34 protein-coding genes and 1 pseudogene are annotated in these 26,315 nt (G+C 59.0%); 14 read left to right on the forward strand and 21 right to left on the reverse strand.

Features of this window, described 5'->3' with window-relative positions; all coding sequences use genetic code 11:
• Positions 1-95: 95 nt before the first annotated feature.
• Positions 96-1,298, reverse strand: a complete 1,203-nt coding sequence (locus tag ACA056_RS16575; RefSeq protein WP_497266178.1) for an NAD(P)/FAD-dependent oxidoreductase — start codon at positions 1,296-1,298, stop codon at positions 96-98.
• 283 nt (positions 1,299-1,581) lie between these two features.
• On the opposite strand from ACA056_RS16575, the gene ACA056_RS16580 reads away from it, so the two are divergent.
• Entirely contained in the window at positions 1,582-2,151 is a 570-nt protein-coding gene (locus ACA056_RS16580) for an RrF2 family transcriptional regulator (protein ID WP_497266180.1), read from the forward strand.
• Between the two features lie 3 nt (positions 2,152-2,154).
• Here the strand turns inward: ACA056_RS16580 and ACA056_RS16585 are convergent, their stop codons facing one another.
• Together ACA056_RS16585 and ACA056_RS16590 are read right to left on the reverse strand one after the other, a co-directional pair.
• The gene (locus ACA056_RS16585; protein ID WP_497266182.1) at positions 2,155-2,490 is read right to left on the reverse strand and encodes a hypothetical protein; all 336 of its coding nucleotides are present in this window, start codon (positions 2,488-2,490) and stop codon (positions 2,155-2,157) included.
• Positions 2,491-2,560: 70 nt separating this feature from the next.
• Complete coding sequence (locus ACA056_RS16590; RefSeq protein WP_129443501.1) at positions 2,561-2,779, reverse strand: hypothetical protein; 219 nt, start codon at positions 2,777-2,779, stop codon at positions 2,561-2,563.
• Positions 2,780-2,949: 170 nt separating this feature from the next.
• Between ACA056_RS16590 and ACA056_RS16595 the strand changes: the two genes are divergently transcribed.
• Positions 2,950-3,189, forward strand: a complete 240-nt coding sequence (locus tag ACA056_RS16595; protein WP_149630398.1) for a hypothetical protein — start codon at positions 2,950-2,952, stop codon at positions 3,187-3,189.
• 13 nt (positions 3,190-3,202) lie between these two features.
• A complete protein-coding gene (gene osmE / locus ACA056_RS16600; protein ID WP_497266185.1) occupies positions 3,203-3,556 on the forward strand; it encodes an osmotically-inducible lipoprotein OsmE in 354 nt (117 codons plus the stop codon).
• 56 nt (positions 3,557-3,612) lie between these two features.
• On the opposite strand, the gene ACA056_RS16605 is transcribed toward osmE, so the two are convergent.
• Positions 3,613-3,816 carry a DUF2188 domain-containing protein gene (locus ACA056_RS16605; protein ID WP_111452175.1) on the reverse strand — a complete coding sequence of 68 codons (204 nt, stop codon included), beginning with the start codon at positions 3,814-3,816 and terminating at the stop codon, positions 3,613-3,615.
• A 211-nt stretch (positions 3,817-4,027) separates the two neighbouring features.
• Between ACA056_RS16605 and ACA056_RS16610 the strand changes: the two genes are divergently transcribed.
• A complete protein-coding gene (locus ACA056_RS16610) occupies positions 4,028-4,390 on the forward strand; it encodes an NUDIX hydrolase (protein ID WP_497266187.1) in 363 nt (120 codons plus the stop codon).
• A 5-nt stretch (positions 4,391-4,395) separates the two neighbouring features.
• Here ACA056_RS16610 and ACA056_RS16615 read toward each other — a convergent pair whose 3' ends face one another.
• The 8 genes from ACA056_RS16615 to ACA056_RS16650 all read right to left on the reverse strand — a co-directional run bounded on the left by ACA056_RS16615 (position 4,396) and on the right by ACA056_RS16650 (position 11,845).
• Positions 4,396-5,169, reverse strand: coding sequence for a 1,6-dihydroxycyclohexa-2,4-diene-1-carboxylate dehydrogenase (locus tag ACA056_RS16615; protein WP_497266189.1), 774 nt, complete (start codon positions 5,167-5,169; stop codon positions 4,396-4,398).
• 24 nt (positions 5,170-5,193) lie between these two features.
• Positions 5,194-6,207 (reverse strand): benzoate 1,2-dioxygenase electron transfer component BenC, encoded by a 1,014-nt coding sequence (benC, locus tag ACA056_RS16620; RefSeq protein WP_497266191.1) that lies wholly within the window; start codon positions 6,205-6,207, stop codon positions 5,194-5,196.
• Between the two features lie 10 nt (positions 6,208-6,217).
• Positions 6,218-6,706, reverse strand: a complete 489-nt coding sequence (benB, locus tag ACA056_RS16625; RefSeq protein ID WP_497266193.1) for a benzoate 1,2-dioxygenase small subunit — start codon at positions 6,704-6,706, stop codon at positions 6,218-6,220.
• A complete protein-coding gene (gene benA / locus ACA056_RS16630; protein ID WP_497266195.1) occupies positions 6,703-8,067 on the reverse strand; it encodes a benzoate 1,2-dioxygenase large subunit in 1,365 nt (454 codons plus the stop codon). The genes benB and benA overlap by 4 nt, the downstream gene beginning before the upstream one ends.
• Positions 8,068-8,336: 269 nt before the next feature.
• On the reverse strand, positions 8,337-9,296 hold the full coding sequence (locus ACA056_RS16635) for an AraC family transcriptional regulator (RefSeq protein WP_497266197.1): 960 nt from the start codon (positions 9,294-9,296) through the stop codon (positions 8,337-8,339).
• Between the two features lie 114 nt (positions 9,297-9,410).
• Entirely contained in the window at positions 9,411-10,340 is a 930-nt protein-coding gene (gene catA / locus ACA056_RS16640) for a catechol 1,2-dioxygenase (RefSeq protein ID WP_497266199.1), read from the reverse strand.
• A gap of 55 nt (positions 10,341-10,395) precedes the next feature.
• On the reverse strand, positions 10,396-10,686 hold the full coding sequence (catC, locus tag ACA056_RS16645; RefSeq protein WP_497266201.1) for a muconolactone Delta-isomerase: 291 nt from the start codon (positions 10,684-10,686) through the stop codon (positions 10,396-10,398).
• Positions 10,687-10,696: 10 nt separating this feature from the next.
• Complete coding sequence (locus ACA056_RS16650; protein ID WP_497266203.1) at positions 10,697-11,845, reverse strand: muconate cycloisomerase family protein; 1,149 nt, start codon at positions 11,843-11,845, stop codon at positions 10,697-10,699.
• 127 nt (positions 11,846-11,972) lie between these two features.
• On the opposite strand from ACA056_RS16650, the gene ACA056_RS16655 reads away from it, so the two are divergent.
• Positions 11,973-12,857, forward strand: a complete 885-nt coding sequence (locus ACA056_RS16655; protein WP_497266205.1) for a LysR family transcriptional regulator — start codon at positions 11,973-11,975, stop codon at positions 12,855-12,857.
• Here ACA056_RS16655 and ACA056_RS16660 read toward each other — a convergent pair.
• The 3 genes from ACA056_RS16660 to ACA056_RS16670 all read right to left on the reverse strand — a co-directional run bounded on the left by ACA056_RS16660 (position 12,854) and on the right by ACA056_RS16670 (position 15,162).
• Positions 12,854-13,096, reverse strand: a complete 243-nt coding sequence (locus ACA056_RS16660) for a DUF1652 domain-containing protein (RefSeq protein WP_497266207.1) — start codon at positions 13,094-13,096, stop codon at positions 12,854-12,856. The genes ACA056_RS16655 and ACA056_RS16660 overlap by 4 nt on opposite strands.
• A gap of 119 nt (positions 13,097-13,215) precedes the next feature.
• Complete coding sequence (locus ACA056_RS16665; protein WP_497266209.1) at positions 13,216-14,115, reverse strand: polysaccharide deacetylase family protein; 900 nt, start codon at positions 14,113-14,115, stop codon at positions 13,216-13,218.
• 99 nt (positions 14,116-14,214) lie between these two features.
• Positions 14,215-15,162, reverse strand: a complete 948-nt coding sequence (locus tag ACA056_RS16670; protein WP_497266211.1) for an ABC transporter substrate-binding protein — start codon at positions 15,160-15,162, stop codon at positions 14,215-14,217.
• 295 nt (positions 15,163-15,457) lie between these two features.
• Between ACA056_RS16670 and ACA056_RS16675 the strand changes: the two genes are divergently transcribed.
• From ACA056_RS16675 to ACA056_RS16700, 6 genes are all read left to right on the forward strand, one after another.
• Positions 15,458-16,456: an aliphatic sulfonate ABC transporter substrate-binding protein gene (locus ACA056_RS16675; protein ID WP_497266213.1), complete on the forward strand. Its 999-nt coding sequence runs from the start codon at positions 15,458-15,460 to the stop codon at positions 16,454-16,456.
• A gap of 49 nt (positions 16,457-16,505) precedes the next feature.
• A complete protein-coding gene (locus ACA056_RS16680; RefSeq protein WP_497266215.1) occupies positions 16,506-17,342 on the forward strand; it encodes an ABC transporter permease in 837 nt (278 codons plus the stop codon).
• 3 nt (positions 17,343-17,345) lie between these two features.
• Entirely contained in the window at positions 17,346-18,059 is a 714-nt protein-coding gene (locus tag ACA056_RS16685) for an ABC transporter ATP-binding protein (protein ID WP_497266217.1), read from the forward strand.
• Positions 18,060-18,110: 51 nt separating this feature from the next.
• Positions 18,111-18,791, forward strand: coding sequence for an SOS response-associated peptidase (locus tag ACA056_RS16690; RefSeq protein WP_497266219.1), 681 nt, complete (start codon positions 18,111-18,113; stop codon positions 18,789-18,791).
• A gap of 263 nt (positions 18,792-19,054) precedes the next feature.
• Positions 19,055-19,327 carry a hypothetical protein gene (locus ACA056_RS16695; protein WP_497273549.1) on the forward strand — a complete coding sequence of 91 codons (273 nt, stop codon included), beginning with the start codon at positions 19,055-19,057 and terminating at the stop codon, positions 19,325-19,327.
• Between the two features lie 90 nt (positions 19,328-19,417).
• Positions 19,418-19,645 (forward strand): DUF6555 family protein, encoded by a 228-nt coding sequence (locus tag ACA056_RS16700; RefSeq protein ID WP_497266221.1) that lies wholly within the window; start codon positions 19,418-19,420, stop codon positions 19,643-19,645.
• 64 nt (positions 19,646-19,709) lie between these two features.
• Here the strand turns inward: ACA056_RS16700 and ACA056_RS16705 are convergent, their stop codons facing one another.
• The 3 genes from ACA056_RS16705 to ACA056_RS16715 are packed head-to-tail and all read right to left on the reverse strand — an operon-like array spanning position 19,710 to position 20,938.
• The gene (locus ACA056_RS16705) at positions 19,710-19,868 is read right to left on the reverse strand and encodes a hypothetical protein (protein WP_497266223.1); all 159 of its coding nucleotides are present in this window, start codon (positions 19,866-19,868) and stop codon (positions 19,710-19,712) included.
• 60 nt (positions 19,869-19,928) lie between these two features.
• Positions 19,929-20,240, reverse strand: coding sequence for an AzlD domain-containing protein (locus ACA056_RS16710; protein ID WP_497273550.1), 312 nt, complete (start codon positions 20,238-20,240; stop codon positions 19,929-19,931).
• Positions 20,240-20,938, reverse strand: a complete 699-nt coding sequence (locus tag ACA056_RS16715; protein ID WP_008157336.1) for an AzlC family ABC transporter permease — start codon at positions 20,936-20,938, stop codon at positions 20,240-20,242. The genes ACA056_RS16710 and ACA056_RS16715 overlap by 1 nt, the downstream gene beginning before the upstream one ends.
• A 418-nt stretch (positions 20,939-21,356) precedes the next feature.
• Here ACA056_RS16715 and dapA point away from each other — a divergent pair, with 418 nt between their 5' ends.
• Genes dapA through ACA056_RS16730 form a run of 3 tightly spaced genes read left to right on the forward strand, consistent with a single transcriptional unit; the run spans position 21,357 to position 23,607 of the window.
• Positions 21,357-22,232 (forward strand): 4-hydroxy-tetrahydrodipicolinate synthase, encoded by an 876-nt coding sequence (gene dapA, locus ACA056_RS16720; protein WP_497266226.1) that lies wholly within the window; start codon positions 21,357-21,359, stop codon positions 22,230-22,232.
• 60 nt (positions 22,233-22,292) lie between these two features.
• The gene (locus ACA056_RS16725) at positions 22,293-22,667 is read left to right on the forward strand and encodes a DUF2784 domain-containing protein (protein WP_497266228.1); all 375 of its coding nucleotides are present in this window, start codon (positions 22,293-22,295) and stop codon (positions 22,665-22,667) included.
• A gap of 22 nt (positions 22,668-22,689) precedes the next feature.
• Entirely contained in the window at positions 22,690-23,607 is a 918-nt protein-coding gene (locus ACA056_RS16730; RefSeq protein WP_497266230.1) for a LysR family transcriptional regulator, read from the forward strand.
• Between the two features lie 2 nt (positions 23,608-23,609).
• On the opposite strand, the gene ACA056_RS16735 is transcribed toward ACA056_RS16730, so the two are convergent.
• The 3 genes and pseudogenes from ACA056_RS16735 to ACA056_RS16745 form a co-directional block, all read right to left on the reverse strand.
• Entirely contained in the window at positions 23,610-25,187 is a 1,578-nt protein-coding gene (locus ACA056_RS16735) for a sensor domain-containing diguanylate cyclase (protein WP_497266232.1), read from the reverse strand.
• A gap of 172 nt (positions 25,188-25,359) precedes the next feature.
• Positions 25,360-25,530 (reverse strand): annotated as a pseudogene (locus ACA056_RS16740) (histidine/lysine/arginine/ornithine ABC transporter ATP-binding protein); the annotation flags it as partial.
• A 48-nt stretch (positions 25,531-25,578) separates the two neighbouring features.
• Positions 25,579-26,106, reverse strand: coding sequence for a DUF3087 domain-containing protein (locus ACA056_RS16745; protein ID WP_497266234.1), 528 nt, complete (start codon positions 26,104-26,106; stop codon positions 25,579-25,581).
• Positions 26,107-26,315 lie beyond the last annotated feature (209 nt).

The following is a 26,315-nucleotide window of genomic DNA, read 5'->3' on the forward strand; positions in this document are numbered from 1 at the left end:
CAACCGTTCAAGGCGCAAAAAAAATCCCGCCCAAGAGAACCCGGGCGGGATTTTTTCTAAGCAGGTAGCGCTATCGAGACAACGCTAACGACTTTTCAGGCAATCGGAATCAATGGATCCGCTGCTGCCCATGCTGTTTCGCGATTGGCCACCGGAGGATAGATCCACTGGGTGTTGATCTGTGTCTTGAGAGACTTGCCTTCCTGTTTGATCAGCTTAACCTCGCGATCCCAACCTTCAGTGTAAACCGCGCCCCAAGCTCCCAAATCCAGGCAGGTCACGTATTTAGGCTGGCTATACGGAGTCGGATCCACACCCAGAATCTGTGCAGCAACGTTATTGCCGGCATGGCGACCCAATACGATAGCGTGCTGACAGGTCATCAATGCGAAGTTGCCAATGTCATCGCTGGCGGCGTAGGCGACGTCGCCGGTGGCGAAGATGTCTTCCTGGCCAATGACTTTCAAGTGCGCATCGACGTGCAGGCGGCCCAGGTGATCGCGTTCGGCCGGAATCTGCTCGGTCAACGAGCTGGCGCGCACACCGGTGGTCCAGACCACGGTGTTGGCATCGATGCGCTGACCATCGGTCAGGGTCACGCCATTTTCATCGACGGCGACGACCGACGATTTCAAGCGCCATTTCACGCCCGTTTCAATACTGGCTTCAGCGATCGACTTGGCGATCTCGGCGCCCATGGACCCGCCAACTTTCTCGCCACGATCAACGATGATCACTTCGATGTCAGCGCGATCACCCAGGATGGCACGCAGACGCGCAGGCATTTCAGTCGCGGTTTCAATCCCGGTGAAGCCACCACCGGCCACCACTACAGTGTTGCGGGCTTTGCTTTCTGGCAGGTTGACCAGGGACTTGAGGTGATTTTCAAGGCGTACGGCCTGTTCGATCTGATCCACGTCGAAAGCGTGTTCCGCCACACCTGGCGTGTTCGGCAATGCCAGGCGGCTGCCGGTCGCCAGAACGAGTTTGTCGTAGCTGCACACTTGCTGGTTGCCAGATGCATCGAGGTAGCCGACACGTTTTTGCTCAACGTCGATGGTTTCGGCAGAGCCTTTGATGAAATTGACGCCGACCGCATCGAACAGTTCGCCGATCGGTGCGGCCAGCTGGTGAGCATTCGGCTCGTAGAAGCGCGGACGGACTCGCAGCTCGGCCTGAGGGGCCAGAACGGTCACTTCAACGTCGTTGTGACCATGAATGTCGAACAGACGCGTGGCGCTCAAAGCCGTCCACATGCCACCGAAACCTGCGCCGATAACCAAGATGTGCTGTTTCATTTTTAACTCCGGGGGAGAAGACCAAGTGATTAATTCGTTAAAGGTCACGCTCTTCGGTAGCGACGACGTACACTGCCGACCTTACAACTGCGACTATATTGATCCTAGTTACTTGGCACAAAACGAAATTACTGATGGTTAGCATCGAAAGTTTTGATTTGTCCAAAAAAGGCTTATAAACAGCCAACTCCGCCGCACCACGAGCCGTTAATACGCGACCGGATGCGTTGCTTGGCTCGCTTTCCGCTGTTAACATTTACGACAAATTTAGTCGGAGATCACTATGTCTCTTTACAGCGCAGGCGTTGAGTACGGCATTCATTGCCTGATTTTTTTGGTGGGCAATAGCGGCGACACCCGTGAGGCGAGCGTGCGCGACCTTGCCGAGCTGCAAGGCGTACCACAGGACTATCTGGCAAAAATTTTCACCAAACTGGCCAAGGCAAAACTGGTTGTCGCCACTGAAGGCGTGCGCGGCGGGTTCAAGCTGGCCCGGCCTTCTGACGAAATCAGCATTCTGGATATCGTCAATGCCATCGACGGCCAGAAGCTCATCTTCGATTGCCGGGAGATTCGGGGGCGTTGCGCCTTGTTCGAAGGTTCCGCGCCGGCGTGGGCGCTGGCGGGTCAGTGCTCGGTGCATGCCGCCATGATGACCGCGCAGAAACGCATGGAAGACGCCCTCGCCCAGCAGACCATTCTTGATCTCGCCAGGAAGGTCGGACGAAAAGCGCCGGCGCAATTCAATGCTCAGGTGGACAACTGGATGAACGATCGTCGGGAAAAGAAAACCAGTGCTAGCACTCAGGCAAGCGACGACCCGATCATCCAGGTGACCGATATCACCGACTAAACCTTACAGACAATCACGCACTGCCTGACGCAACGCCCCTGATTTCGCCCAAGGCGGCCCCTGATAAAGCGATACGTGACTGCCATCCTTCGATTTCACGATATCTACGATCTCGTCGGCCGTGATGATGCTCGGCGCGGTGACCCTGTAGCCATTGGAAATCGCCGATTGGGTGGTGTTGGGTATCTCCTTCTGCCACGCCGGCAGCACGCACGCGGCATACTCTTTTGGCGCCTTGTTGCTGTACTTGCTGACATTGGGCTCACCTGGCACCAGGGACGCGGGCAACGAACAGCCCGCCAGCAACGCCAACCCTACTCCCCCAATCAATTTGCGCATGACGCTTCCTTATCCCGAAAAAGGGGAATGTAACGTGTCGCTGTCCAGACATCCATCCGCTGCACTGAACTCAGCAAGGGGCGTTGTGATCGCCGGGATCCGGATACGACCTCTCGTTCAGATAAGTCATCCATCTTTCGTACGCTTCATGCTGCCATTGAGTGACCCGCTCCCATTCCGGGCCGCTCAGCTGATGTGCAGAAATCAGTTTCATCATTTCCGTGGTGGCCGCGTCCAGATCAACCATCAGCTCATGGGCATGAAATCTAAAGTCATCAGTAGCCGTCATTTGAAGTTGCCTCGCCCTAGCAAAAATTCACTACCTCACTACGACATCAGATCTGCGGGTTAGCGTTCATTTTCCCGACAAAAGGCTGCACCCACGCCCCAGACGAACAAAACGCCCTGACCCGGGAAATGGGACTAAAATTTCGTAGCGGGGATTGGCAGGAGGTCATCATGTGGCTTAACGAATCTGAAAACGAACTTCGGCGTAACCTGCAAAGCGTTGCGTCGGATTTGAGATGGTCAGCGGTAGAGCTTTTGCGCATCGCAGAGCAGCTACGCTTGGCCGGCAATGATGTGGATGCGCAAGCAACCCTAAAGCTGTGCGAGTTGTTCCAGGGCGATGAAGAACGACTGAAGGGTTATGCCGAGGAAGTGAAAGCCAAGATTATCACTCGAACGAAAGCTCAATAGCAGGAGCACTGCCATGCACAAGCCTCTATGCGCGCTGGTCGTTGTACTGGCTGCGTCGGGTGGCTGCAGCACCGAAACCCGTGTCTATCGGGATCAGCCGTTGGTCGCAAAGGTCGAGACCGGCATGAGCAAGGATCAAGTCCAGCAGATCGGCGGCCAGCCTTTATCCATAACGGATCGCACCGTTGAGCCTGGCACTTGCTTTGACTACAAGCTGACGCAGGCCGGCCATCAGCAGACGTACAACGTCAGTTTCGATGGCAGGGGCAAGGTCGACCATAAAAGCTTCATGACCTGCGCAGAATGGAGTCACGCGCAGCAAAAAGCCCGAGAGCCTTCCCGCAGCACTGGCGGTGGCGGTTATTAGCCCGGACCTCAGCGCCCAGCAAAGAAAAGCCCCGGCGAACCGGGGCTGCAAGCACACTATTTATCTGATTTCTGGCTGCGTGCAGGCCGACTTGCTCTGGCCTTGTAGCCGGGAAGAGCGGCCGCAAAGGCCAGTGCTTCCTCTCTACTGCCAAAGGCTCCAAGCCGGTCACCTTTGGTGCACACCCGCCATGGGCCGTTGTTCACGCTGAGTACGTCATAACCGTTCATGTGCATTTTGGTCAGCATCGGAACGCTCATAGTCACCTCCCTTTCGGCAGTGATGATCCTGGATTCACTTGAATACCTTACACCCGACCTTCCATGAAGTGCCAACCAGACGTCGCGCCAGGATTTCGGCACCTGGTTGCACTTTCAACCTCGTCCATCACTCCAACCATTGAGACAGACACCCCGGCTCGAATATTGCATTTTTATGACTGATTTATGACAAATGACAATCAGGTAACACATGAAAGTACGCGCAACCGTGATTTGCGAGCAGGACCGGCACATTCTCCTGGTGCGCAAGCCAAGGAGTCGCTGGACGCTGCCCGGCGGAAAGGTTGAGCGCGGCGAAACCCTTGCTGACGCTGCCACGCGAGAACTTCAGGAAGAGACAGGGCTTGGGGTCGACGGGTTGCTGTATCTGATGGAGTTGCAAACGGGCAGCACCCGACACCATGTGTACGAGGCCTTTGTGGCGAACGCGGATGAAGCCCGCCCGCAAAACGAAATTTTCGATTGCATCTGGTATCCGCTGGACGCGGTCCAGAACCTGAACACAAGCGACGCCACGCTCAGAATCATCAAAGCGTTTCAGCGTCGACTGTAAGTTGCTCAGCCCTGGTCGCCGCCACCGACCGGCATGATCATGCCAGTGATATAAGACGCTTCGTCGCTGGCCAGAAACAGAATAGCGCTTGCCTGTTCATCCAGCGTGCCATAGCGCTTCATCAAACTGCTGTCGAGCGTCTGGTCGACAATCTGCTGATACCAGACCTTCTCTTGCTCGCTCTGATCGGCAATGTTGCGCGGAATGACCCGCGGCGGCGCTTCGGTGCCACCGGGCGCGGTGGCATTGACCCGAATTCCGCGACCGGCGGTTTCGAAGGCCAGGCAAGCGGTCAACGCGTTGACCCCACCCTTCGCCGCTCCGTACGGCACGCGATTGACACTGCGCGTGGCGATGGACGAAACGTTGACGATGGCGCCACTCCCCTGATCAAGCATGAACGGCAGCGCGGCATGACAGCACCACAGCGTCGGGAACAGCGAACGGCGCACTTCAGCCTCGATCTGCGACGCGTCGTAATGCTCAAAAGGCTTGGTCCAGATCGTCCCGCCCACATTATTGACCAGCACATCCAGACGTCCGAAACGCTCGACGGCGGTTTGCATGACGCGACTGCATTCGCTGTATTGCTCAAGATCGGCGGTCAGCGCGAGCACCTGGCTGCCCTGCCCCAATTGCTGCTGAACCTCAAACACCAGCTCGGAGCGATCGACCAGAATCAACCGCGCACCTTCCGCCGCCATGCGCTCGGCAACACGCCGACCGATGCCTTGGGCCGCGCCGGTGATCAGCGCGACTTTTTCGTGGAATCTGTTCATGTCTCTCTCCCACAACAGCGCGACTCAGGCCGCGCTGGCGGCAAATTTCTCGTAGTAAAAGTTTGTCGGCGCAATGCCTTTTTCGCGGATGAACTGGCTGACTGCCTCGACCATCGGCGGTGGGCCGCACAGGTAGACATCGACGTCGCCTTCGTTCAAATGCTGCGGCTCGATGTGTTGGGTCACGTATCCCTTGAGCGGGTGCTGACTGTCCGGGTTGGCGACGCAAGCACTGAAGCTGAAGTTCGGGATTCGTGCGGCGAAGGCTTCGAGTCGATCCATCTCCACCAGATCGAAATCGTTGGTCACGCCGTAGATCAAATGCAGCGGATGCTCACTGCCCTGTTCGGCGATTTTTTCCAGCATCGCCGTGAATGGCGCCAGCCCCGTACCGCCGGCCAGCAGCAACAACGGACGGCGAATGTCGCGCAGATAAAAACTGCCCAACGGCCCGGCCAGGCTCATGCTGTCGCCGGCCTTGGCCATGCCGGTGAGGAAGCTGCTCATCAAGCCGCCGGGCACGTTGCGGATCAGGAAACTGACCTCGCCATCGCGCTGCAACGAGCTGAACGAATACGCGCGGGTCTGCTCGCTGCCGGGAATTCCGAGGTTCACGTATTGCCCCGGCAGGAACGCCAGTTTGCTCAGGGCTTCGCCCTTGATCGACAACGCGATGGTACTGTCGGACAACTGGCGCACGGCGCTGATGGTGGCGTCATAGCTCGCCTGACGGGTGCGGCAAACCTGCGAAGAGGTCGGCACGCGTATCACGCAATCGCTCTGGGCGCGCATCTGGCAGGTAAGGACGAAACCTTGCTCGGCTTCTTCCGCGCTGAGCGCATCTTCGATGTACTCCTCGCCCAACTCATAACGGCCGGCCTCGGCGAAACATTTGCAGGTACCGCAGGCGCCGTCGCGGCAATCCAGTGGAATATTGATGCCTTGGCGATACGCAGCATCGGCCACGGTTTCGCCGACATTGGCGTCGATGAATCGGGTGACGCCGTCTTCAAAATTGAATGCGATGGAATGAGTCATGACCGCTGCCTCACAGGTGGTAGACATCGATGACCTGGCGAACGTAGTCGTTCTTCAGGATCACTTTCTTGGCCTTGATCAGCGGGTTTTCACCGCGCACATCGAGGGTGTAGAAACTGCTGCCGAAATAGCTGTCGACGGTCTTGTAGCGAAAGCTCAGGGTGTGCCAGTTGAAGCGCACTTTGCACAGCCCGTCGGCCTGTTCGAGCAGCTCGATGTTGCTGATGTTGTGCGAGGTGCGGGTGTCCGGAATGCTCGCGCTGGAACGTTCGGTCTTGATGCGGAAGACGCGGTCTTCCAGGCCAGTGCGGTTGCCGTACCAGATCAGCGAGATTTCCCGCTGCGGGTCTTCGGTCAACTCGTCGTTGTCGTCCCAGGACGGCATCCAGAACGTCGCATCCGGGGCGTATAACTCCAGCCATTCGTCCCATTGTCGGTCATCGAGGTAGCGCGCTTCGCGGTAGAGAAAATCGCGTACGGCGTCATAGGTGATGGTCATTGCACGGCCTCCACAGGAATCAGGTCGGACTGCTCGGCGGCCAAGGCCTTGAGCATGGTCTGCTGCCAATACTTGTGTTGCAGCACGAACAGGCCTTCGTCTTCGGTGCGCACGCCGCTGAGCAGCGGATGCAGGTCGATTTCCTTGGCCGCCTCATCGGCGCCTTCGATCCAGTGTTCGGCGCCACGGGACATGTCGTTCCAGGCGGTCACGCTGCCCTGATAACTGGTCTGGCAGGAACGAAACTCTTCCAGGTCGTCCGGGGTGGCCATGCCGCTGACGTTGAAGAAGTCTTCGTACTGGCGAATCCGGCTCGAACGGGCGTGGTCGCTTTCGCCTTTGGGGGCGATGCAGTAAATGGTGATTTCCGTGCGGTCGACCGAGATCGGCCGGGCGATGCGAATCTGCGAACTGAACTGGTCCATCAGGTACACGTTCGGGTACAGGCACAGGTTGCGCGAGTTCTCGATCATCCAGTCGGCGCGGGCCTTACCGAAGTCCTGGGCCAGTTCATCGCGACGCTCGTAAAGCGGACGATCTTCAGGGTTGGCCCAACGGGTCCAGAGCAGCATGTGGCCCTTGTCGAAGGAATAGAAACCACCACCCTGCTTGGCCCAACTGCCGGCACTCATGGTCGGGTTGCAATCGCCGGCCTCGCGCTGCTTGCGCTGGTTCTGGGTGGCGGCGTAGTTCCAGTGCACGGAGCTGACGTGATAGCCGTCGGCGCCGTTTTCCGCGGTGAGTTTCCAGTTGCCTTCGTAGATGTAGCTGGAGGAACCGCGCAGCACTTCCAGGCCATCGGCGGACTGGTCGACGATCATGTCGATGATCTTTGCCGACTCGCCCAGGTGTTCAACCAACGGCACGACATCAGCCTTGAGGCTGCCAAACAGGAAGCCGCGATAAGACTCGAAACGCGCGACTTTGGTCAGGTCGTGGGAGCCTTCGCAGTTGAAGCTGGCCGGGTAGCCCGCTTCGGCCGGATCCTTGACCTTGAGCAGCTTGCCGGAGTTGTTGAAAGTCCAGCCGTGGAATGGGCAGGTGTACGAGCTCTTGTTGCCAGACTTGTGCCGGCACAGCGTCGCGCCTCGATGGCTACAGGCGTTGAGGAACGCATTGAGCTCACCGTCCTTGTTGCGCGCGATGAAGATCGACTGGCGCCCCATGGTGGTGGTGTAGAAGTCGTTTTTGTTGGGGATCTGGCTTTCGTGGGCCAGGTACAGCCAGTTGCCTTCGAAGATGTGCTGCATCTCGAGATCGAACAGCCGCGGGTCGGTGAACATCTCGCGCTTGCAGCGATAGATGCCCTGTTCTTTTTCATCTTCAAGCAGGGAGTGAAGGTATTCGGGTCGCAGGGACATGGCCGCCGCCTCCATTGTTTTTATTCAGGCAGGGCCATGCTAGGACGGGGGGATGTGGCGGACTATCCGCTGGGTGCAGACCTGTATCCGTTTACTGCAAAGGGAGATGCGACGCTTGACTTGTGGCGAGGGGGCTTGCCCCCGTTCGGCTGCGCAGCAGTCGTAAATCCTGACGATGTGGTGTGCCTGACAGAATGCCGAGGGCCGCTTCGCGACCCAACGGGGGCAAGCCCCCTCGCCACAGGTGATGCGTCGCTCTCTGGTATCAATCAGTGGCGGCGTTTGAGGGTGTCGGACGGCAGTTCGCCAAACTGTTTGCGGTAGCTGTCGGAGAACCGGCCCAGGTGCAGGAAGCCGTAATCCATCGCCACTTCCGTGACGTTGCGCACGTTGCAGGTCGGGTCGCTCAGGCAGGCGTTGATGCGCTCAAGGCGTTTTTGCCGGATGTAGTTTTTTGGCGTGGTGCCGGCGTTGCGTTCAAACAATCCGTACAACGAGCGCAGACTCATCCGCGCCTGGCGCGCCAGTTCTTCACTGTCGATGTCCTGTTTGAGATGGCCCGCAATGTAGTCGGCAATCACCTCGAACGTGGCCGTCTGCGAGCCGAGACTGATCCGGCTGACGTTGGTCTTCATCAGGCTGAGCATCTTGCTGACGATGATCTGCGCGTAGTGCTCCTGCACCCTGGGAATCTGCTCGGCGGCCTCGGCTTCCTGGCAAATCATCGCCAGCAGACCGACAAAGCCTTCCAGTTCATCGAGCTGGTAACGGTTCTCCAGAAACCGCACGCCCTGCCCCGGATACCGCCAGCGCTGTTCATCGCACACGGATTCCAGTAACGGGGTGGGGACTTTGAGGATGAATTTTTCGCAATCGTCGGAATACGTCAGGTCCACCGGATCGTCGGGATTGATCAGCAGCAACTCGCCGGGCGCGAAGTAGTGTTCCTGGCCGTGGCCGCGCCACAGGCAGTTGCCGCGCAGCAACACTTGCAGGTGATAGATGCTTTCCAGCGCACCGGAAGTGACCCGCACGCTGCCGCCATAGCTGATGCGGCACAGGTCGAGGCTGGCAAACTTGCGGTGATTGAGGCTGGCCAGCGGTCGCCCGGCCCGGGGCATCAGAATGCAATGGTTACCGACATGCTGATTGACGTACCCCGACACCGCGTAAGGGTCGGCGTGGTCGAATACGGTGCTGCGCTGACTCAACAGTTGCGCTTGCATCATCGGGTCACTCTCATTGTTGTTATAGGTAACGTCGGGCCATTCCAGGGTCAAACGCAGAAGACCACGAGATAAACGTTCGGTTATCTCGTGGCCCGGCTCCGCTGTTCGAGGATATCAGTCCTCGAGCGCGCGGACCCGCTCGTGGCGTTGCTGCTCGTCGGGTTGTGCGGAGGTCTGCAAGGTGAAATCGAAGTCGATTTCGGCAAAACGACCGCTGATACCATGCGCCGCTGCGCGTTGTGGATCGTCGCTGAAGGTGATTTTGGCAATCAGCTCATCGCGAGTGGCATAGGCGAAATCGTCATGCAGGTATTGATCGCCATCGAGGTTGATCTGGGTGGTCAGGTGACGATGATCCGGCGCGGAGATGAAGAAGTGAATGTGCGCCGGCCGTTGCCCATGACGGCCCAGTTGATCGAGCAGTTGCTGGGTCGGACCGTCCGGCGGGCAGCCATAGCCCGACGGCACGATGCTGCGGAAACGATAACGGCCTTCGGCATCGGTGACGATACGACGACGCAGGTTGAACTCCGACTGGGTGCTATCAAAGTAGGAGTAAGTGCCGCCAGTGTTGGCGTGCCAGACATCGACCACCGCACCGGCCAACGGTTCGCCGGCGGTGTTCTTGACCTGGCCCTGCATGAACAGCACCACACCTGGATCGACGCCGTCATCCAGTCGCGCTTCGCCTTCCGACAGCGGCGCACCCGCCACGTACAGCGGGCCTTCGATGGTCCGCGGTGTGCCGCCGGACTTGCCGGCCTGCTCGTCTTCGGCGTCCATCAGCAGGTCGAGGTAATGCTCCAGACCGAGCCCGGCCACCACCAACCCGGCCTCTTGCCGCGCACCCAGCACGTTGAGGTAGTTGACGGCTTTCCAGAACTCTTCCGGGGTCACGGCCAGGTCTTCGATGATGTTCACCGAATCACGCAGGATGCGGTAGACCAGGGCCTTGACCCGCGGGTCGCCAGCGTCGTTGAGCAGACCGCTGGCCTCTTCGAGAAACTTCTGGACACTGGCAGTGTGGGAAATCTTGACGTTCATTTTGGTGGGTTCCTCATCTTGTAATTATTAGCGTAGCGAACTGAACAGGCTGGGTTCAGCGGTCATCCTCGCGGATGGAAGAAGGATGCCGGCACATCGCGTCGATCTCGATCGCCATGTACGGAAACAGCGGCAATTGCATGAGCAAGTCGTGCAGTTCCTGAACGCTGTCGACGTCGAAAACGCTGTAATTGGCATAGTGCCCGGCGATACGCCACAGGTGACGCCACTTGCCTTGCTCTTGCAGGCGCTGGGCCAGGGCTTTTTCGTCAGCCTTCAATTTGGCGGCTGCTTGCGGATTCATATCGACCGGCAGGTTCACGGTCATTTTTACGTGGAACAGCATAGTGCTCTCCTCAGGCTTGATGAATGGCAGTAGACGATTTGTCACGACGGAAGAACGCCAGACGTTCTTCATCGAGGCTCAGGCCCAGACCCGGTGTTTTCGGCACGTGCAGCTCAAAATCGCGATAGACCAGCGGCTCGCTGAGAATGTCTTCGGTCAGCAGCAATGGACCGAACAGCTCGGTATCCCACGCCAGCTTGTTCAGCGTGATAAAGGCATGGGCCGAGGCCAGGGTGCCGATGCCACCTTCGAGCATGGTGCCGCCATACAGGCCGATACCGGCGGCTTCGGCAATCGCCGCGGTTCGCAGCACGGCGCGCGGGCCGCCGTTCTTGGCGATCTTCAAGGCAAACACCGAGGCCGCGCCTTCACGGGCCAGGTTGAACGCATCTTCCACGCATTCGATGGATTCATCGGCCATGATCGGCGCCGGGCTCATGGCATTCAGGCGCGCCATGCCGGCGCGGTTGTTGCGCGAGATCGGCTGTTCGATCAGGTCGATACCGTTGGTTCCCAGGATCCGGCAGGCGCGCAGCGCAACCGCTTCATCCCAGGCCTGATTGACATCGACCCGCACGCTGGCGCGGTCGCCCAAGGCTTTCTTGATTGCAATAACGTGAGCCAGGTCGCGGTTGACTTCACCGGCCCCGATTTTCAGTTTGAAAATCCGATGGCGGCGCAGGTCGAGCATCTTTTCCGCTTCGGCGATGTCCTTGTCGGTGTCGCCACTGGCCAGGGTCCACGCCACTGGCAGTGCATCGCGAACGCGGCCGCCCAGTAACTCGCTGACCGGCAGCCCAAGGCGTTTGCCCTGAGCGTCGAGCAAGGCGGTTTCGATACCTGATTTAGCAAAAGTGTTGCCACGGATGCTGCGCTCCAGGCGCAACATCGCGGCATTCACGTTGGCGCTGTCCTGGCCCAGCAACAGCGGCGCGAAGTGTTTGTCGATGTTGGTCTTGATGCTGTCAGGGCTTTCGTTGCCGTAGGCCAGGCCACCAATGGTGGTGGATTCGCCAATACCTTCAATGCCGTCGGCGCAGCGCACGCGAATGATCACCAGGGTCTGGTTCTGCATGGTGTGCATCGCCAGCTTGTGCGGGCGGATGGTCGGCAGATCGACGATGATCGTCTCGATCGATTCAATGGCTGTTGCAAGCATGTCGATACCCATCAGGTTCTTAAAGTTCTGGAACCGATTCTGGTACGGCTTTTTTCGGGAAGCCAATATAGAATTGGTCTGACTTGATACCTTTAAGGTATGCAACCGACTTGTGTCTGGAGGCCCCATGGAACTGCGTCACCTGCGGTATTTTCAGGTGTTGGCTCAAACCCTCAATTTCACCCGTGCCGCCGAACTGCTGCACATCGCCCAACCACCGCTGAGCCGGCAGATGCAGCAACTGGAGGATGAACTCGGGGTATTGCTGCTGGAACGCGGGCGGCCGCTGAAGCTGACCGACGCCGGGCGGTTTTTCCATGAGCACTCCACCGCCCTGCTCGAGCAACTAAACAAGGTGTGCGACAACACGCGACGGATCGGTCTGGGCGAGAAGACTTGGCTGGGCATCGGTTTCGCCCCGTCGACGCTCTACGGCGTGCTGCCGGAACTGATTCGCCGTTTGCGCAGCGGCGAGCCCCTGGAGCTTGAGCTGGGGCTCTCGGAAATGACCACGTTGCAGCAGGTGCAGGCGCTCAAGGCCGGGCGTATCGACATTGGTTTCGGCCGAATCCGCATCGACGACCCGGCCATCATCCAGACTGTGTTGACCGAAGATCGGCTGGTCGCCGCCCTGCCCGCCGGCCACCCATTACTGGCCGGGCCGATCAGTCTTCGCGAACTGGCGAAAGAACCCTTCGTGCTGTACCCCGGCAACCCGCGCCCGAGCTATGCCGACCATGTGATCGCGTTATTCGAATCCTACGGCGTGAGCATCCACGTAGCGCAATGGACCAACGAGCTGCAAACAGCCATCGGTCTGGTGGGAGCGGGAATCGGCGTCACCCTGGTGCCGGCCTCGGTGCAATTGCTGCACCGCGACGACATTGGTTTCACGCCGCTGCTGGAAGACAACGCGACCTCGCCGATTATTCTCAGCAGGCGCGTGGGCGACGTATCGCCGGGGCTGAATCATTGCTTGAAGATGATTGATGAACTGCAGCCGCGGGCCTAGCCGGCAAACGCCCGACGACCGGCGCGCATCTCAATGCGCAACTCGCCAATCAGATTGGAGATATCACGAACGGTGGTCAGCCGTTCGGGTGATACACCGGTGATCAACAGATCAATGCGCCCGGTGGCGGGTTCGTAGACTTTGATCCGCAACGTTTCGTCGGGATTTACCGTGCAGGCACAGGAAAGCGGTTGAAAACCGGACTCAACAATGCGGCAAAGCTCAGGAACTGAAACCATGACTGGCGCCTCCGTGGCCATTAATCGGATCCAACTTGCTCAGCATAGATGCGCTTTCCCCATCCTGCGCCCGCCAATGCTGAAAATAAGTGTTAGCTGTTTCTCACTTTGGCAACCTTTCAGTGAGAATCCCCACCCCAAATCCAATTCCAGAGCCCCGGTAATTTAACCGACTGTGAACTGTCGCGAACGGTACGCGCCATGGCGGCCCGTTGCAGCGCTGCCGTGTCGTCGTAAAACGGCTTTTCTGCGGTTTTCACACCGGAAGCCTGTGCACTGTCGAGGAGGATTTGCAGGTACTCCCGAGTATGCCGGGCGGTGTAGCGATTGAGGTCGTGGAAGGTCACCACCACCGGAATCACCCCGTCCACCACCGGCAACTCGTCAAGCGCGATGCGCTCGCGCACTTCGGACATTGTGCGCAAGAAGTGGGCCCGCCGCCGGGGACTGGCGTTGAAGCCCCAGATCTTGCCGTCATTGGCGCTCAGGTCGGTCAGCAGCACATGCATGCCGTGTTGCTGATAGGCCGCGAAAGTGCGCTTGTCGTAGCTCCAGAATGGCGGGCGCACCAGGGTCGGTGGCGCACCGGTGATCGCAGCGATGTCGGCGCTGCCGTGGGTGAGGGACTGCTCCAGTTCTTGCGGATCCAGGGATCGATGATTGGCGTGCCCGGGCGTGGCCGTGTGAAAGCCCAGGATCTGACCTTCGGCCTGTTCGCGATGCATGACCTGGCGCCCTATTTCACTGCCGCCGGCGCGTGAGGCACGGGTCTGCACGAAGAACACTGCTTTGAGATTCGGCTGCACCGGGTTCGTCGCCAGACTGTCGAGCACCGTCATCGTCGGATTCCAGAAACTCGAGGCGCTGGGACCGTCGTCGAAGGTCAGCAGAAAACGGATCGGAGGTTGCGCGCTCAGACGCTGTTCGGTCTGCGGCGTCATTTCGATGGGAGAAGCGATACACCCAACCAGCCCTGTAGCGATGATGAGTGCAGATAGAACCTTGAACAGCCGTTTCATGTTTTGCCCATTTATCCTTCGTCGGCCCGCAGGTCGCTGCGGGCCGAGGTTGGATAAGGGTACACAGTGTTTGGTTCCAGTGCTGCCCGGCATCGTGGGTTACTGGTCAAACGCCTGTTGAAACGAGCTGTCGATAAGCGGGGCAGTCGCCAGCGCAGCCGGCAGCGCTTTTACCTTGAACAGGAAGTCCGCGGTGCTTTGCAGATCCTTTGCTGCCTGCGCATCCACCGGGCCGACGGTCATGTGGGCCTGGCGCAACCAATGGCGCGAAACGTTCTGGTCAAGGTTGGCTTTCTTCGCCCAGAGATCGGCGTACTCGTCGGTGTGGCTGTCGACCCAGGCCCGGGCCTTTTTCAGGCGCAGCAGAAAGTCGGCAATGGCTTCGCGTTTGCTGTCGATCGACGACGTCGAGGCGGCGATGGCACTCAGGCCGGGCATCAGGTTCTTAGCGGTGAGGATCGGCCGGGCGCCGGAGAACAGAATCTGCTGGGAGATGTAAGGTTCCCAGACCGGGAACGCGTCGATGCTGCCCTGAGGCAGCGCGGCGGCGGCATCGATCGGCATCAGTTTGATGAAGTCGACATAGTCTTCCGGCAGGTCGGCTTTTTCCAGGGCGCGCAGGGTCAGTTGCTGGCTCCAGGCGCCGGGCCAATAAGCGACTTTCTTACCCTTCAGATCGGCGATGGTTTTGACCGGCGAGTCCTTGGGCACCAGCAAGGCGATGGTGTCGGGGTTCTGCCGCGACACGCCGATCAGTTTCACCGGCGCCTGCTTGGCGGCGAGGAACAGAAAACCCGAATCGCCGAGAAAACCCAGATCCAGCGCGCCGGTGTTCAGCGCTTCGGCCAGTGGCGCGGCGGCCTGGAAGTGCTTCCAGTCGACGGTATACGGCGCGTCTTTCAGTACGCCCGACGCCTCCACCGAAGCGCGAACGTTGTAGTAGTTCTGATCACCGACGTGCAGGACGACGGGCTCGGCGGCGTAAGCCAGTGGTGCGGCGAACAGTGCGCTGGTCAGCAGACTGCGCACGAATCGGGACAGGTTCATCGGGGGCTCCTTGAGGGTTGTTGCGATAGACCATAACGCTCTTACAAGAAGCTTTTAAAATTCGATTAATGCATAAGCTCATGACCAGCAGCGAACTGTGTTTGCCCAGCAACAGCGACTAAACAGACTGTTTTCCCTTGAACATTTCTCTGCCGCTGCTTCAGCGCCAAGGCCTTGAAAACACTCGTCACGTAAAACATGGCACAGAGCCTGCAATATTCCTTTTATGCAGGAAGCATTTATAAAAATGATTTTTTGGAAATAAGAACCTCGCCGCCTTGCCTGGAGCTGTCCCATGAAAACCACCTTCCGTTTCCCCCACGTCAGGTCTCTGCTCAGCGCCTGCGCCCTGGCGCTGAGCCTGCAACCGCTTGCCCAGGCCGCTGAAGCGCCACCGGCCGAGGTGCATCTGGATTACGCCTATTACTCGCCCGTGAGCCTGGTGCTCAAACACTTCGGCTTTCTGGAAAAAGCCCTGCCACAGACCAAGGTCAGCTGGGTGCTGAGCCAGGGCAGCAACCGCTCGCTGGAATACCTCAACAGCGGCGGCGTCGACTTCGCCTCCTCCGCCAGCCTCGCCGCCGTGCTGAGCCGCGCCAATGGCAGTCCGATCAAATCGGTTTACGTCTACAGTCGCGCCGAATGGACGGCGTTGGTGGTGCGCAAGGACTCGCCCTACAAGACCGTGGCCGATCTGAAAGGCAAAAAAATCGCCGCCACCAAGGGCACCGACCCGTACCTGTTTACCCTGCGCAGCCTGCAACAAGCCGGCTTGAGCAAAGACGATGTGGAACTGGTGCATTTGCAGCACCCGGACGGTCGCACCGCGCTGGAAAAAGGTGACGTCGACGCCTGGGCCGGACTCGATCCGCACATGGCCGCGAGCCAGGTTCAGGCCGGTTCCCGATTGCTCTATCGCAACACTAATTTCAACAGCTACGGCGTGGTCAGCGTCACCGACACCTATGCGAAAGAGCATCCGCAGACCATCGAAACCGTCCTGAAAGCGTACGAAAAGGCACGCGACTGGGCGGTAAAAAATCCTGACGAACTGGCGAAACTGCTCGCCACCGAATCCGGTCTGCCGCTGGAAGTGGCCAAGCTGCAATTGTCGCGCACCGACCTGAGCAGCCCGCAATTGACCGCCAAGGACGTGATCGCCTCCAAGGCTGCCGCACCGATTCTGGTTTCCGAAGAACTGGTTCGTCGTGGGGTGAATGTCGATCAAGTGATCGACCAACTGATCGACACCGGCTTCAAAGAAACCGTGGCTCGTGTAGGAGCTGTCGAGTGAAACGAGGCTGCGATCTCTTGATCTTGATTCGTCGTGACCGGAGAACCCAATGACCAGCAAAAGCAAACACCTGTCCGCCCCGCTGGCATTGCCCGCACTCCGACGCCTCAACAACGCCTGGAAACTCCGCCTCAAGGCCCTCGCCCTACCGGTGCTGATCATCCTGCTGCTGGAATTCGTCGTGCGTATCGGCTGGTTGCCGTCTTACCAGATGCCGGCCCCCAGCGAGATCGCGCTGACCTTGAGGGACCTCGCCGAAGGCGCGCTGTGGAAGCACATCAGCGCCAGCCTGTTGCGGGTGCTGTTGGGTTTCGCCATCGGCGCCAGTCTGGCCTTGGTATTCGCCGCGTGGGTCGGTTTGAGCCGCGAAGCCGAAGCCTGGCTGGAGCCGACGTTCGCCGGCCTGCGCTCGATACCGAGCCTGGCCTGGGTGCCGCTGTTGCTGCTGTGGTTGGGCATCGACGAGACCTCGAAAATCGTCTTGATCGCCATCGGTGCCTTCTTTCCGGTGTACCTCAACGGCGTCGCGGCGATCCGCGACATCGACCGCAAACTGGTGGAAGTCGGGCAGATGTACGGTTTCAGTCGGCTCCGACTGGTGCGCCGAATTCTGCTGCCCGCCGCCCTGCCCGGCCTGTTCACCGGATTGCGCAGCGGTATGAGCCTGGCCTGGATGTTTTTGGTGGCTGCCGAACTGATCGCCGCGACCAAAGGACTGGGGTATCTGCTCAGCGACGGTCGCGAGACTTCACGCCCGGACATCGTGCTGGCGGCAATCATCGTGCTGGCGCTGCTGGGCAAACTCAGCGACGGCATTCTCGCCGGCCTGGAGAAACGTTTCCTCGCCTGGCGCGACACCTTCAACGGCCAAAGCGCAAAGGATTGAGCCATGACCGACCACCTGCTGGACATTCGCGTCGAGCGCAAAACCTTCGCCGCCACCACCGTGCTCAAGAACATCCATTTGCAACTACAGCCTCGGGAAGCCGTCAGCCTGCTGGGTCCCAGCGGCTGCGGGAAAAGCACGTTGCTGCGGATCATCGCCGGCCTGGAAAAGGACTTTGAGGGCGAAGTGCTCAGCAGCGCCGGGGAAGTCGCTTTTGTGTTCCAGGAGCCGCGACTGATGCCATGGCTGACGGTCGAACAGAACATCGGTTTCAGCGCCGACAACCAATACGACAAAGCCTGGGTCGGGCAACTGATCGACGAAGTCGGCCTCGGCGGTTTTGCTCAAGCCCTGCCCAAAGCGCTGTCGGGCGGCATGGCGCAGCGGGTGGCGATCGCTCGCGGCCTCTACTCGCGACCGCAAGTGCTGTTGCTGGATGAACCCTTCAGCGCGGTAGACGCCTTCACCCGCATGAAATTGCAAGACCTGCTGCTGCAACTGACCGAACGTCATGCCATCGCCCTGCTGCTGGTGACCCACGACGTGGATGAAGCGCTGTACCTCAGTGATCGGGTGCTGGTGATGGACAATCGTCCCAGCAGCATTCGTCAGGAGCTTGCGGTGCAACTGGCCCATCCCCGTGACCGGCGCGACCCTTTGCTGGCGCGCCTCAAGGCCTTGTCGCTGACCGAGTTGCAGCGCGCCCATGTAATCTGAGCAACTAAGCTGAAAGCTCCAGCCAGAGAGCTTCAGTCAGAGGATCAGCTGATGTGCGGACGCCTGTCGCAGTACCGTGGCATTCACGATTTTGTCGCGGTGCTGAGCATCCCCGACGCGTTGATCAACCACGTCGGCGATGAACCGTTGGCCCACTACAACGCGGCGCCCACCACGCAACTCGCCCTTCTGCATCTGGAAAGCAACGGCCTGCACGCCGACTTTCAGCGCTGGGGATGGCGGCCGCACTGGGCGAAGGATCGGGCGGCACCAATCAATGCGCGGGTCGAAAAAGTCGCCCACGGCCCGTTCTTCCGGGCGATCTGGCCGTACCGCGCAATCGTGCCGCTCGACAACTGGTTCGAATGGGTCGACGCCGGAGATTCGACGAGGCAACCGTGGCTCATCCGCCGACAGGACCGGGCGCCGATTTTATGCGCGGCGATCGGACAGTTTCCCGGCACGGGGGGTGAGCCGCGGGCCGACGACGGTTTTGTGATCATCACCGCCGACAGTGCGGGCGGCATGCTCGACATTCATGACAGGCGCCCCGTGGTGTTGTCTGCGCCGCTGGCGCGGGAATGGCTTGACCCGGCCACCCCCAAAGAACGCGCTGAGGAGATGGCGCTGTTGCAGGGCGAAGTCAGCGAGGTTTTCGAGTGGTACAAGGTTGACAGAGCGGTGGGCAATTCAAGAAATCAAGGCGCTGCACTGATTGATGAAATTCCATAAACGTATCAATACCGACATAAATGCAGGCATACGTAACAGTTATATATACATATTGATCACTTGATCGTTACACATGTCGTTTCATCCAAGAAACACTTGCCTTTGTTTGGCGATTTAACTATTAACCGCCTGTCTGACACTTCGATACATTTAGAACAACTATGGATAGCATGCGCGCCGCATTCCCTCGGCACCCCGCAATTGACCAAAGAGTCAATAAACCAAGGAAATCCCTAAAACAACAAGCCTTGCAGAGAATTAAATTGCGCGACGATCTCACAACTAATCAAGTCGATGGTCTGACGTGTGTTTATCTTTCGAAGACAGAACGTTACCCACTCGACTGTTTTATCGGGCAATACATAAAGACCCGCAACCTGCATTCAATTGCCACTATCGGCAGCCTCCTGCGTACAACCCTCGAACGCTATCCGGGCAAACCTCCAGTCATGGTCAACGAGCTGAACGCCTGGATCGACAAAACCTTGGGTTATAGGGCCTCCCACCCCGATGTTCTGCAGTTGGAAGACGTTTGAGTTGATGGACCGGGTTCATTCAGCCAAAGAACTGAACGAACCCGACATCGAGCCACTCTCAATACTGAGCTTCGGCCCAAGGAGGAATATATGAGCAAACTCGTCCCCTATGCCGTGCACTATATGTTCGACGGCGTTCGTCAGCACTTTTTCAAACTGGCCGAACAGTTTTCCGATGTCGAGGCGATACATTCGGCTTCCGCCCATGCTTATCCCGACTCCGGTCGTCAAATCGCCGCACACGCCAACCTCGAAACTGCGCGCGTCGAAGCGCAGCAATTGGGCATTACACACATTCGCTGGAATGAAGCGATCTGATTTAAATAATCGTCCAAAGAAAAGCCCCGCTTGATAGCGGGGCTTTTTTGTATGTGCAAATCGGTCAAGGCCTCAGCGGACGTTCCTGGTCGCGATCTGACAGCTCTTTACCGTCGTCGGGGTGCTTCCAGTCCGGCGTTGAACGCCGCTGCCGCTCGATCTCCTCTTCCGTGGGTTCATCCATCTCTTCATCCGGGTCCGGACGCTTTGGTTCATTCGCCATGCTCACCTCTCTTCCTGAAGGGGTCCTCTTTAAGCGTAGAACAGTTTCGACGGGAACGACTCAGAGCCACCAACGCAGCAAAAAGAAGAACCCCATGCTCAACAACATGCTGAGCAAGGTATTACGGGTGTAAAGCACCAGCCCCACCGCCACCAGCGAACTGAGCAGATACGGGTTGTCCCACTGCAGATTCAGCTGCTTGTCCGGCATGAACACGATCGGCCCGCAGATCGCCGTCAGCATGCCCGGTACCGCAAAACCCAGGAACTGCCGCGCATTACTGCTCAAGCGCACGGGCAGCCGCGGCTCCAGAAACACATAGCGGTTGAGGAACACCAATAGCCCCATGCCAAAAATCACCGCCCAGACCATCATGTGCGCCCACCGTAGAATTTGTTGCAGATAAAGCCTGCGGTCATGCCCGCCAACCCCGACAGCACCAGCGCCGAGCCCCATTGCCAGTAGCTGAACAGCACCGAGCAGAACAACGACACCGCCACGCACACCACGGTCGGCACGTTTCGCACCACCGGGGTGATCAGGGCGATAAAGGTCGCCGCGATGGAGAAGTCCAGTCCCAGATGTTCCAGCCCCGGAATGCTGCTGCCCAGCACGATGCCGGCCAGGGTGAAGAGGTTCCAGGCGATGTAAAACGTCAGGCCGACACCCAACGCGTACCAGCGGTTGAACTGTTGTTTGTCATGCGCACTGGTCAGGGCGAACAGCTCGTCGGTGAGCAAAAACCCGAGCCCCACACGCCAGCGACCCGGCAACGGTGAGATCACCGAACGCATGCTCATTCCGTAGAGCAAATGCTGGGAGGTCAGCAGCAGCGTGGTCAGCAGAATCGAAAAGATCCCGGCACCGCCCTTGAGCATGCCGATCGCCACCAGTTGCGCGGCACCGGCGAATACGATGCTCGACAACCCCTGGCCTTGCAGGGGCGTGAGATTGGCTTCGATGGCCATGGAGCCAGCCAGCAGCCCCCACGGCGCGGTGGCCAGGGACAACGGCATGATCGCCGCAGCGCCGCGAAGAAAGGCACTGCGCGGCATGAGTGAATTGGACATAACGCTCTACAACCAGGGAAAGACCTCAGACTGTGCCAGCAGTCATGGCCGAAGGCTTGAACAATCTTGCGCACTTGGTCCGCGGCCAAGCACAACGGGAGAATGCGTGCGGAGCTCGCTGATTTTCGCGATTGACAAAAATCGCGCTGGCTTTTAAAACTGAGCGCCTCATTCAGGGTGTAAGCAAGTATGTCCGCAACCTTCAACCTCAACACTGTCGTCATTGGCTTGAATGCCAAGGCGCAAGGTTGCGTTGCGCACGCCCTCAAATCGAAGAAACAGTCGCTCATGTGACCGGGGCGCGCTGTCCCGTCAGATGAGCTGACAGGACATTGAGCGCGACGGACTCCCTCCCCTTGCTTACTGCCTTCTACGCTTCTGACGGTGACGAAATCGGTCAACCTTCAGGAGTACGTGCATGTCATCGTTTCAAGGTATCTGGGTCCCTCTCGTTACACCGTTTCGCAACGGTGCGATCGATTTCGTCGGCTTGCGCCGGCTGGTCAGTCATCTGCTGGAAAAAGGCGTCGATGGCGTTGTGGTCTGCGGCACCACGGCGGAAGCGGCGGCACTGAGCAAACACGAGCAACTGGCGGTGCTCGATGCGGTGCTGGCGCAGGTGCCGGCGGAACGGGTGGTCATGGGCCTGGCCGGCAACAATATGACCGAGCTGCTGCAATTTCAGAGCGAAATCCTGAAACGTCCACTGGCCGGTTTGCTGGTACCGCCGCCGTATTACATCCGCCCTTCCCAGGCGGGCCTCGAAGCGTTTTTCAAAACCGTCGCCGATGCCTCCAGCGTTCCGCTCATTCTTTACGACATCCCTTACCGCACCGGCGTGGCGTTCGAGCAGGCAACCCTGCTCAACATCGTCGCCCATGAGCGAATCGTCGCGATCAAGGATTGCGGCGGCAATCAGGCCAACACCCTGGCGCTGCTAGGCAGTGGCAAGGTCGACGTGCTGTGCGGCGAAGATAACCAGATCTTCAGCGCCTTGTGTCTGGGCGCCAAAGGCGCCATTGCCGCTTCGGCGCATGTTCATCCGGAGCTGTTCGTGGCGTTGTATCAACAGATCCGCGACAACCGGTTAGCGGCTGGTCGAGCGACATTCTTCCAACTGCTGCCGCTGATTCACAGCCTGTTCCTCGAGCCCAATCCCGCCCCGGTGAAAACCGCCCTGGCCCTTGAAGGCTTGATCGACGACGAACTGCGCGCGCCGATGCAACGCAGCAGCGAAACCATGGCGGTGCGTCTGAAGGAAGTGCTGGCGGCGTTGAGCAGCAACAATCGATAGAGTGCCAGCAACCAGCCCGAGTACCATGGAGCCATTCGCATAACGCGTCAGGGAGTCGACATGCTTTACCGAATCGCCGCCGACGGGCTGGTCCTGTTTCATCTGTTGTTCATTTTATTCGTGCTGTTCGGCGGGCTGCTGGTGCTCAAATGGCGCCCCTTGGTCTGGTGGCACCTGCCTGCGGCTGCGTGGGGCGTGTCGGTGGAAGTCTTCCACCTGATCTGCCCGCTGACCGAGTGGGAAAACCTCATGCGCGACGCGGCCGGGCAAACCGGTTATGGCGGCGGATTCATCGAACATTACGTTTGGCCGGTCATTTACCCGGCGGGCCTGACACCGGCGATTCAGCTGGGACTGGGCAGCGTGGTGCTGGCGATCAACGTGCTGGTCTACCTAAGATTGTTCAGACAGTGGAAGTTACGTCGGGCAACCTGAAGCCGATTCGAGGATTCAGACCATGTTGTCGATTGACGATCTCACCTTGCTCGAAGCCATCCGCGAAACTGGCAGCCTGTCACGGGCCGCGGCCCACTTGGGCAAGGCGCCCTCGACGGTGTCCTACGCGGCGCGGCAACTGGAGGAACGCTTTGACGCCTTGCTGTTCGACCGTCGTCGCTACCGCTTGCAGCTGACTCCGGCGGGTGAGTTGCTGGTGAACGAGGCGGCGCGACTGATGCAAGACGTCTCGCGGCTGACCCAGCGGGTGCAGCAAGTGGCCAATGGCTGGGAGAGCCGGCTATGGATCGTCACCGATGAGTTGCTCGAATTCGAAGCGTTGATCCCGGTGATTCACGAGTTCGATGCGCTGGAGTCCGGCGTGCCGTTGCGCATCACTCAGGAAGTCCTCAAAGGTGTTTGGGAAGCCCTGCGTGAAGGCCGCGCGGATTTGATCATCGGCGCCACCAACGAGCCACCCGCGATCCCTTCCTTGCGCTGGATGCAACTGGGGGAAATGGAATGGGTGTTCGCGGTTTCGCCCCGGCACCCGCTGGCCAAGGCCCAAGAGCCGATCTCACGCGCCATGGTGGCGCAGCACCGGGCGATTGTCGTGGCCGATTCGTCCAGGGTTTCCGAGGGCAGCACTTACGGCGTCTCCGGCGGCCAACCGGTGCTCGCCGTGCCGACCATGCGCGCCAAGATCCTCGCCCAGTGCGACGGGTTGGGCGTGGGTTGGTTGCCGAAGCATCGGGTCGGCTCGCTGCTGAAAAACGGCACGCTGGTTGAAAAACAAATGGCCGATCCGCGTGAGCCGAATATCTTGTATGCCGGCTGGCGTGGCGATCATGACGGCCGCGCCCTGGGCTGGTGGCTGGAAAAACTCAAGCAATCGTACCTGTCCACCAAACTGGTTCAGGGCAGTGACCGGTTTGTTTGAATTCAGTTGGCAATGACGCTCATGTTCCGGCCGCTGGCCTTGGCCACGTAGAGCGCCTTGTCGGCGGCCCCCACCAGGTCGTTGGGCTGGACTTGTGACGCCGGATCGTAAGCGGCGACCCCCAGGCTGACCGTCACTGTGCCTTCGGCCCCTTCACGGTGCTCGATTCCGGCTAGCTGAACCGCGCGACGGATTTTTTCCGCCACCATAAACGCCCCCACGTAGTCGGTCCCGGGCAGCACCACCGCAAACTCTTCGCCGCCATAGCGCGCAGCCAGGTCGCCGGGGCGCTTGATGTTGTCCCTGATGATCGTGCTGATGTTGCGCAAACACTCATCGCCAGCCACATGACCGTAAAGATCATTGAAGCTCTTGAAGTGATCGACATCGATCATCAGCAGCGCGAGGTGGGTCTGGTTACGCCTGGCGCGGCCCATTTCGGCGAGGATGAACAGATCGAACTGACGCCGGTTGGAAAGCCCGGTCAGCGCGTCCTCCAGCGCCAGCAACTCAAGACTGCGGTTGACCTCGATGAGTTTTTCCTGCGCATCCAGCAGAACGTTCTGCACGTGATTCTGCTGCTTCATGAGGCGAATGAGGCGATAACCGAGGACGCCCAGAAACCCCAGGAATAACGAGACGATGCCGGCACTCAGCAGTACCTCCTTACGCCAGGCTGCCAGGACTTCATCTTTATTCAGCGCCGCAAAGATGATCAGCGGATAACCGTCGACCCTGCGAAAACCGACCACACGCTCGACCCCATCCACATAGGACGGGACCATTGCCGTGCCTGAATTGCCCTTGGGCAACAATTGCGTAAACAGCGGCCCCTTGGCGACGCTGGTGCCGATTTCAGTTTCTTTGAACGGCCGGCGAACGACGATGGTGGCGTCGTCGGCGATCAGGTTGATCACGCCGTTATGACCCATGTCGATGCTGTCGTAGAGCCCGAGAAAATGGCTGAGATAGATCGTTGCCAGCGCCACGCCGGCAAAACGGCCATCCGGATGATTGACGCGACGGGACACCGTCATGATCCATTCACCGCTCGAACGACTCTTGATCGACGGGCCGATGTGAGGCCCACGATCGGGATGATCACGATGGAAAATGAAATATTCGCGGTCGGAATTGTTGGCATTGGGCAGGACGGCGCCGTTGGAATTGGCAATCCAGCGCCCCTCTTCGTCATAGATAAACAAGCCATGGATCTGACTCAGTTCACTGCGCTGGTCCTTGAGCAAGCGCTCAAGCCTGGGTACCCGGGCCTGGTCGATACCGTCGTTTTCGAGGCGATCCACCAAGGTAAACAGCAGCGTATCGGCCTGCTTGATCGACGCCTGCGCTTGCGAGGCCAGGGTCTGGGCAAGGTTGGACATCGCCACTTCTTTGTCATGCAGGTGGTACTGGCGCGAGTTCCAGGCTTCCCAAATCACGATAGCCGTCATGGACAGGCACACCGCAACCAGCAGCATCACCGCAGAGCGAACCTTGAGTGTGACCCCGGCTTGCTCGGCGACCCAAGGCAGCCCATGGCGGGATTGTTCAATACGATTGTTAACGGACGGATGACCCATGACGCTCCCTGAATGCTGATCACATGGCGAATCTTCCCGTTCGCCCTTTTTATGACCCCTGACGGGTATTAGCCGCCTGGTGGGAGGCGACTATGCCTCATCAAACACCCGATAGGTGAATGAGGCGAGAAGTATCCGCATGAACGTTCGACAGGTGGGCCAGTGTTTTGCGTTACTTGAGGTTCCCCGCCAGAAACTGCTGCAACCGCTCGCTGCCAGGCTTCTCCAGAACAGTAGACGGTGCCCCTTGTTCTTCAACCCGTCCCTGATGCAAAAACATGACGTGGGTCGACACCTGCCGGGCAAATGCCATTTCATGGGTGACCACCACCATCGTCCGGCCGTGACCAAAGCGCTGCGCGAGCTGGAAACCAGTCAGCAGTTACCGCGGTCAGGCGCGCGTCTGCTTCACGGCCTCGATCCAGGCGGGATTCAATTGCGTCTGATCAGTCTCGATGCCCAGCGCCTCCATCCGCGCCTTGTGCTGATCCATCTCGCGGGTCAATTGGCTGTGATCACTGGAGTTGCCGTCCAGCTCGTGCATCTGGCTCAACCCAAGATGGTAGAAACGCAGCAGCTTCATGGCCGTCGGGTCCTCCTTCTCCACCGCCGCCGTCACCTGATGCATGACGTTGGTGATGCTCATCAGGCTGCGCTTGAGCTGCCAGCCGTAAACCGCCGGGGCCATCCATGGCTGGGTCCAGAACATGCCGCGCATCAGCGCTGCCATCAGCAGCACCGACACAAACACGCCGCCGACGTTAAATCGCAGATTATCGCCACCGGGTTCGCCGAACAGCGCCACCGCCGTGGTGGACAACACCATCGCCAGGGCCAGGAAAATCAAGGCTATGATTATCGTGCTGCGTCGCGTCTGGCTTCGATAGCGTTCGGGGTTCTGCGGCTGGATTTCGAACATCGCGACGGGGTTCCTTGAGGGCATGGGTAAAAAGGCTGCGGGGCATTATCGCCTCTGCAGGGGATTTAGCTATGCTGAGGCTCCTTTTCATCTTTTCATCGTCAAACGGGGAAATGGCGATACAGCGCAGTTCGTGCCATCTTCTTTCATGGAACCATACTATTCGGATGCCATTTGCCTGTATGGATGGCATCGTTTTAAGGATCATT

It is taken from the genome of Pseudomonas sp. LBUM1666 (assembly GCF_059695775.1).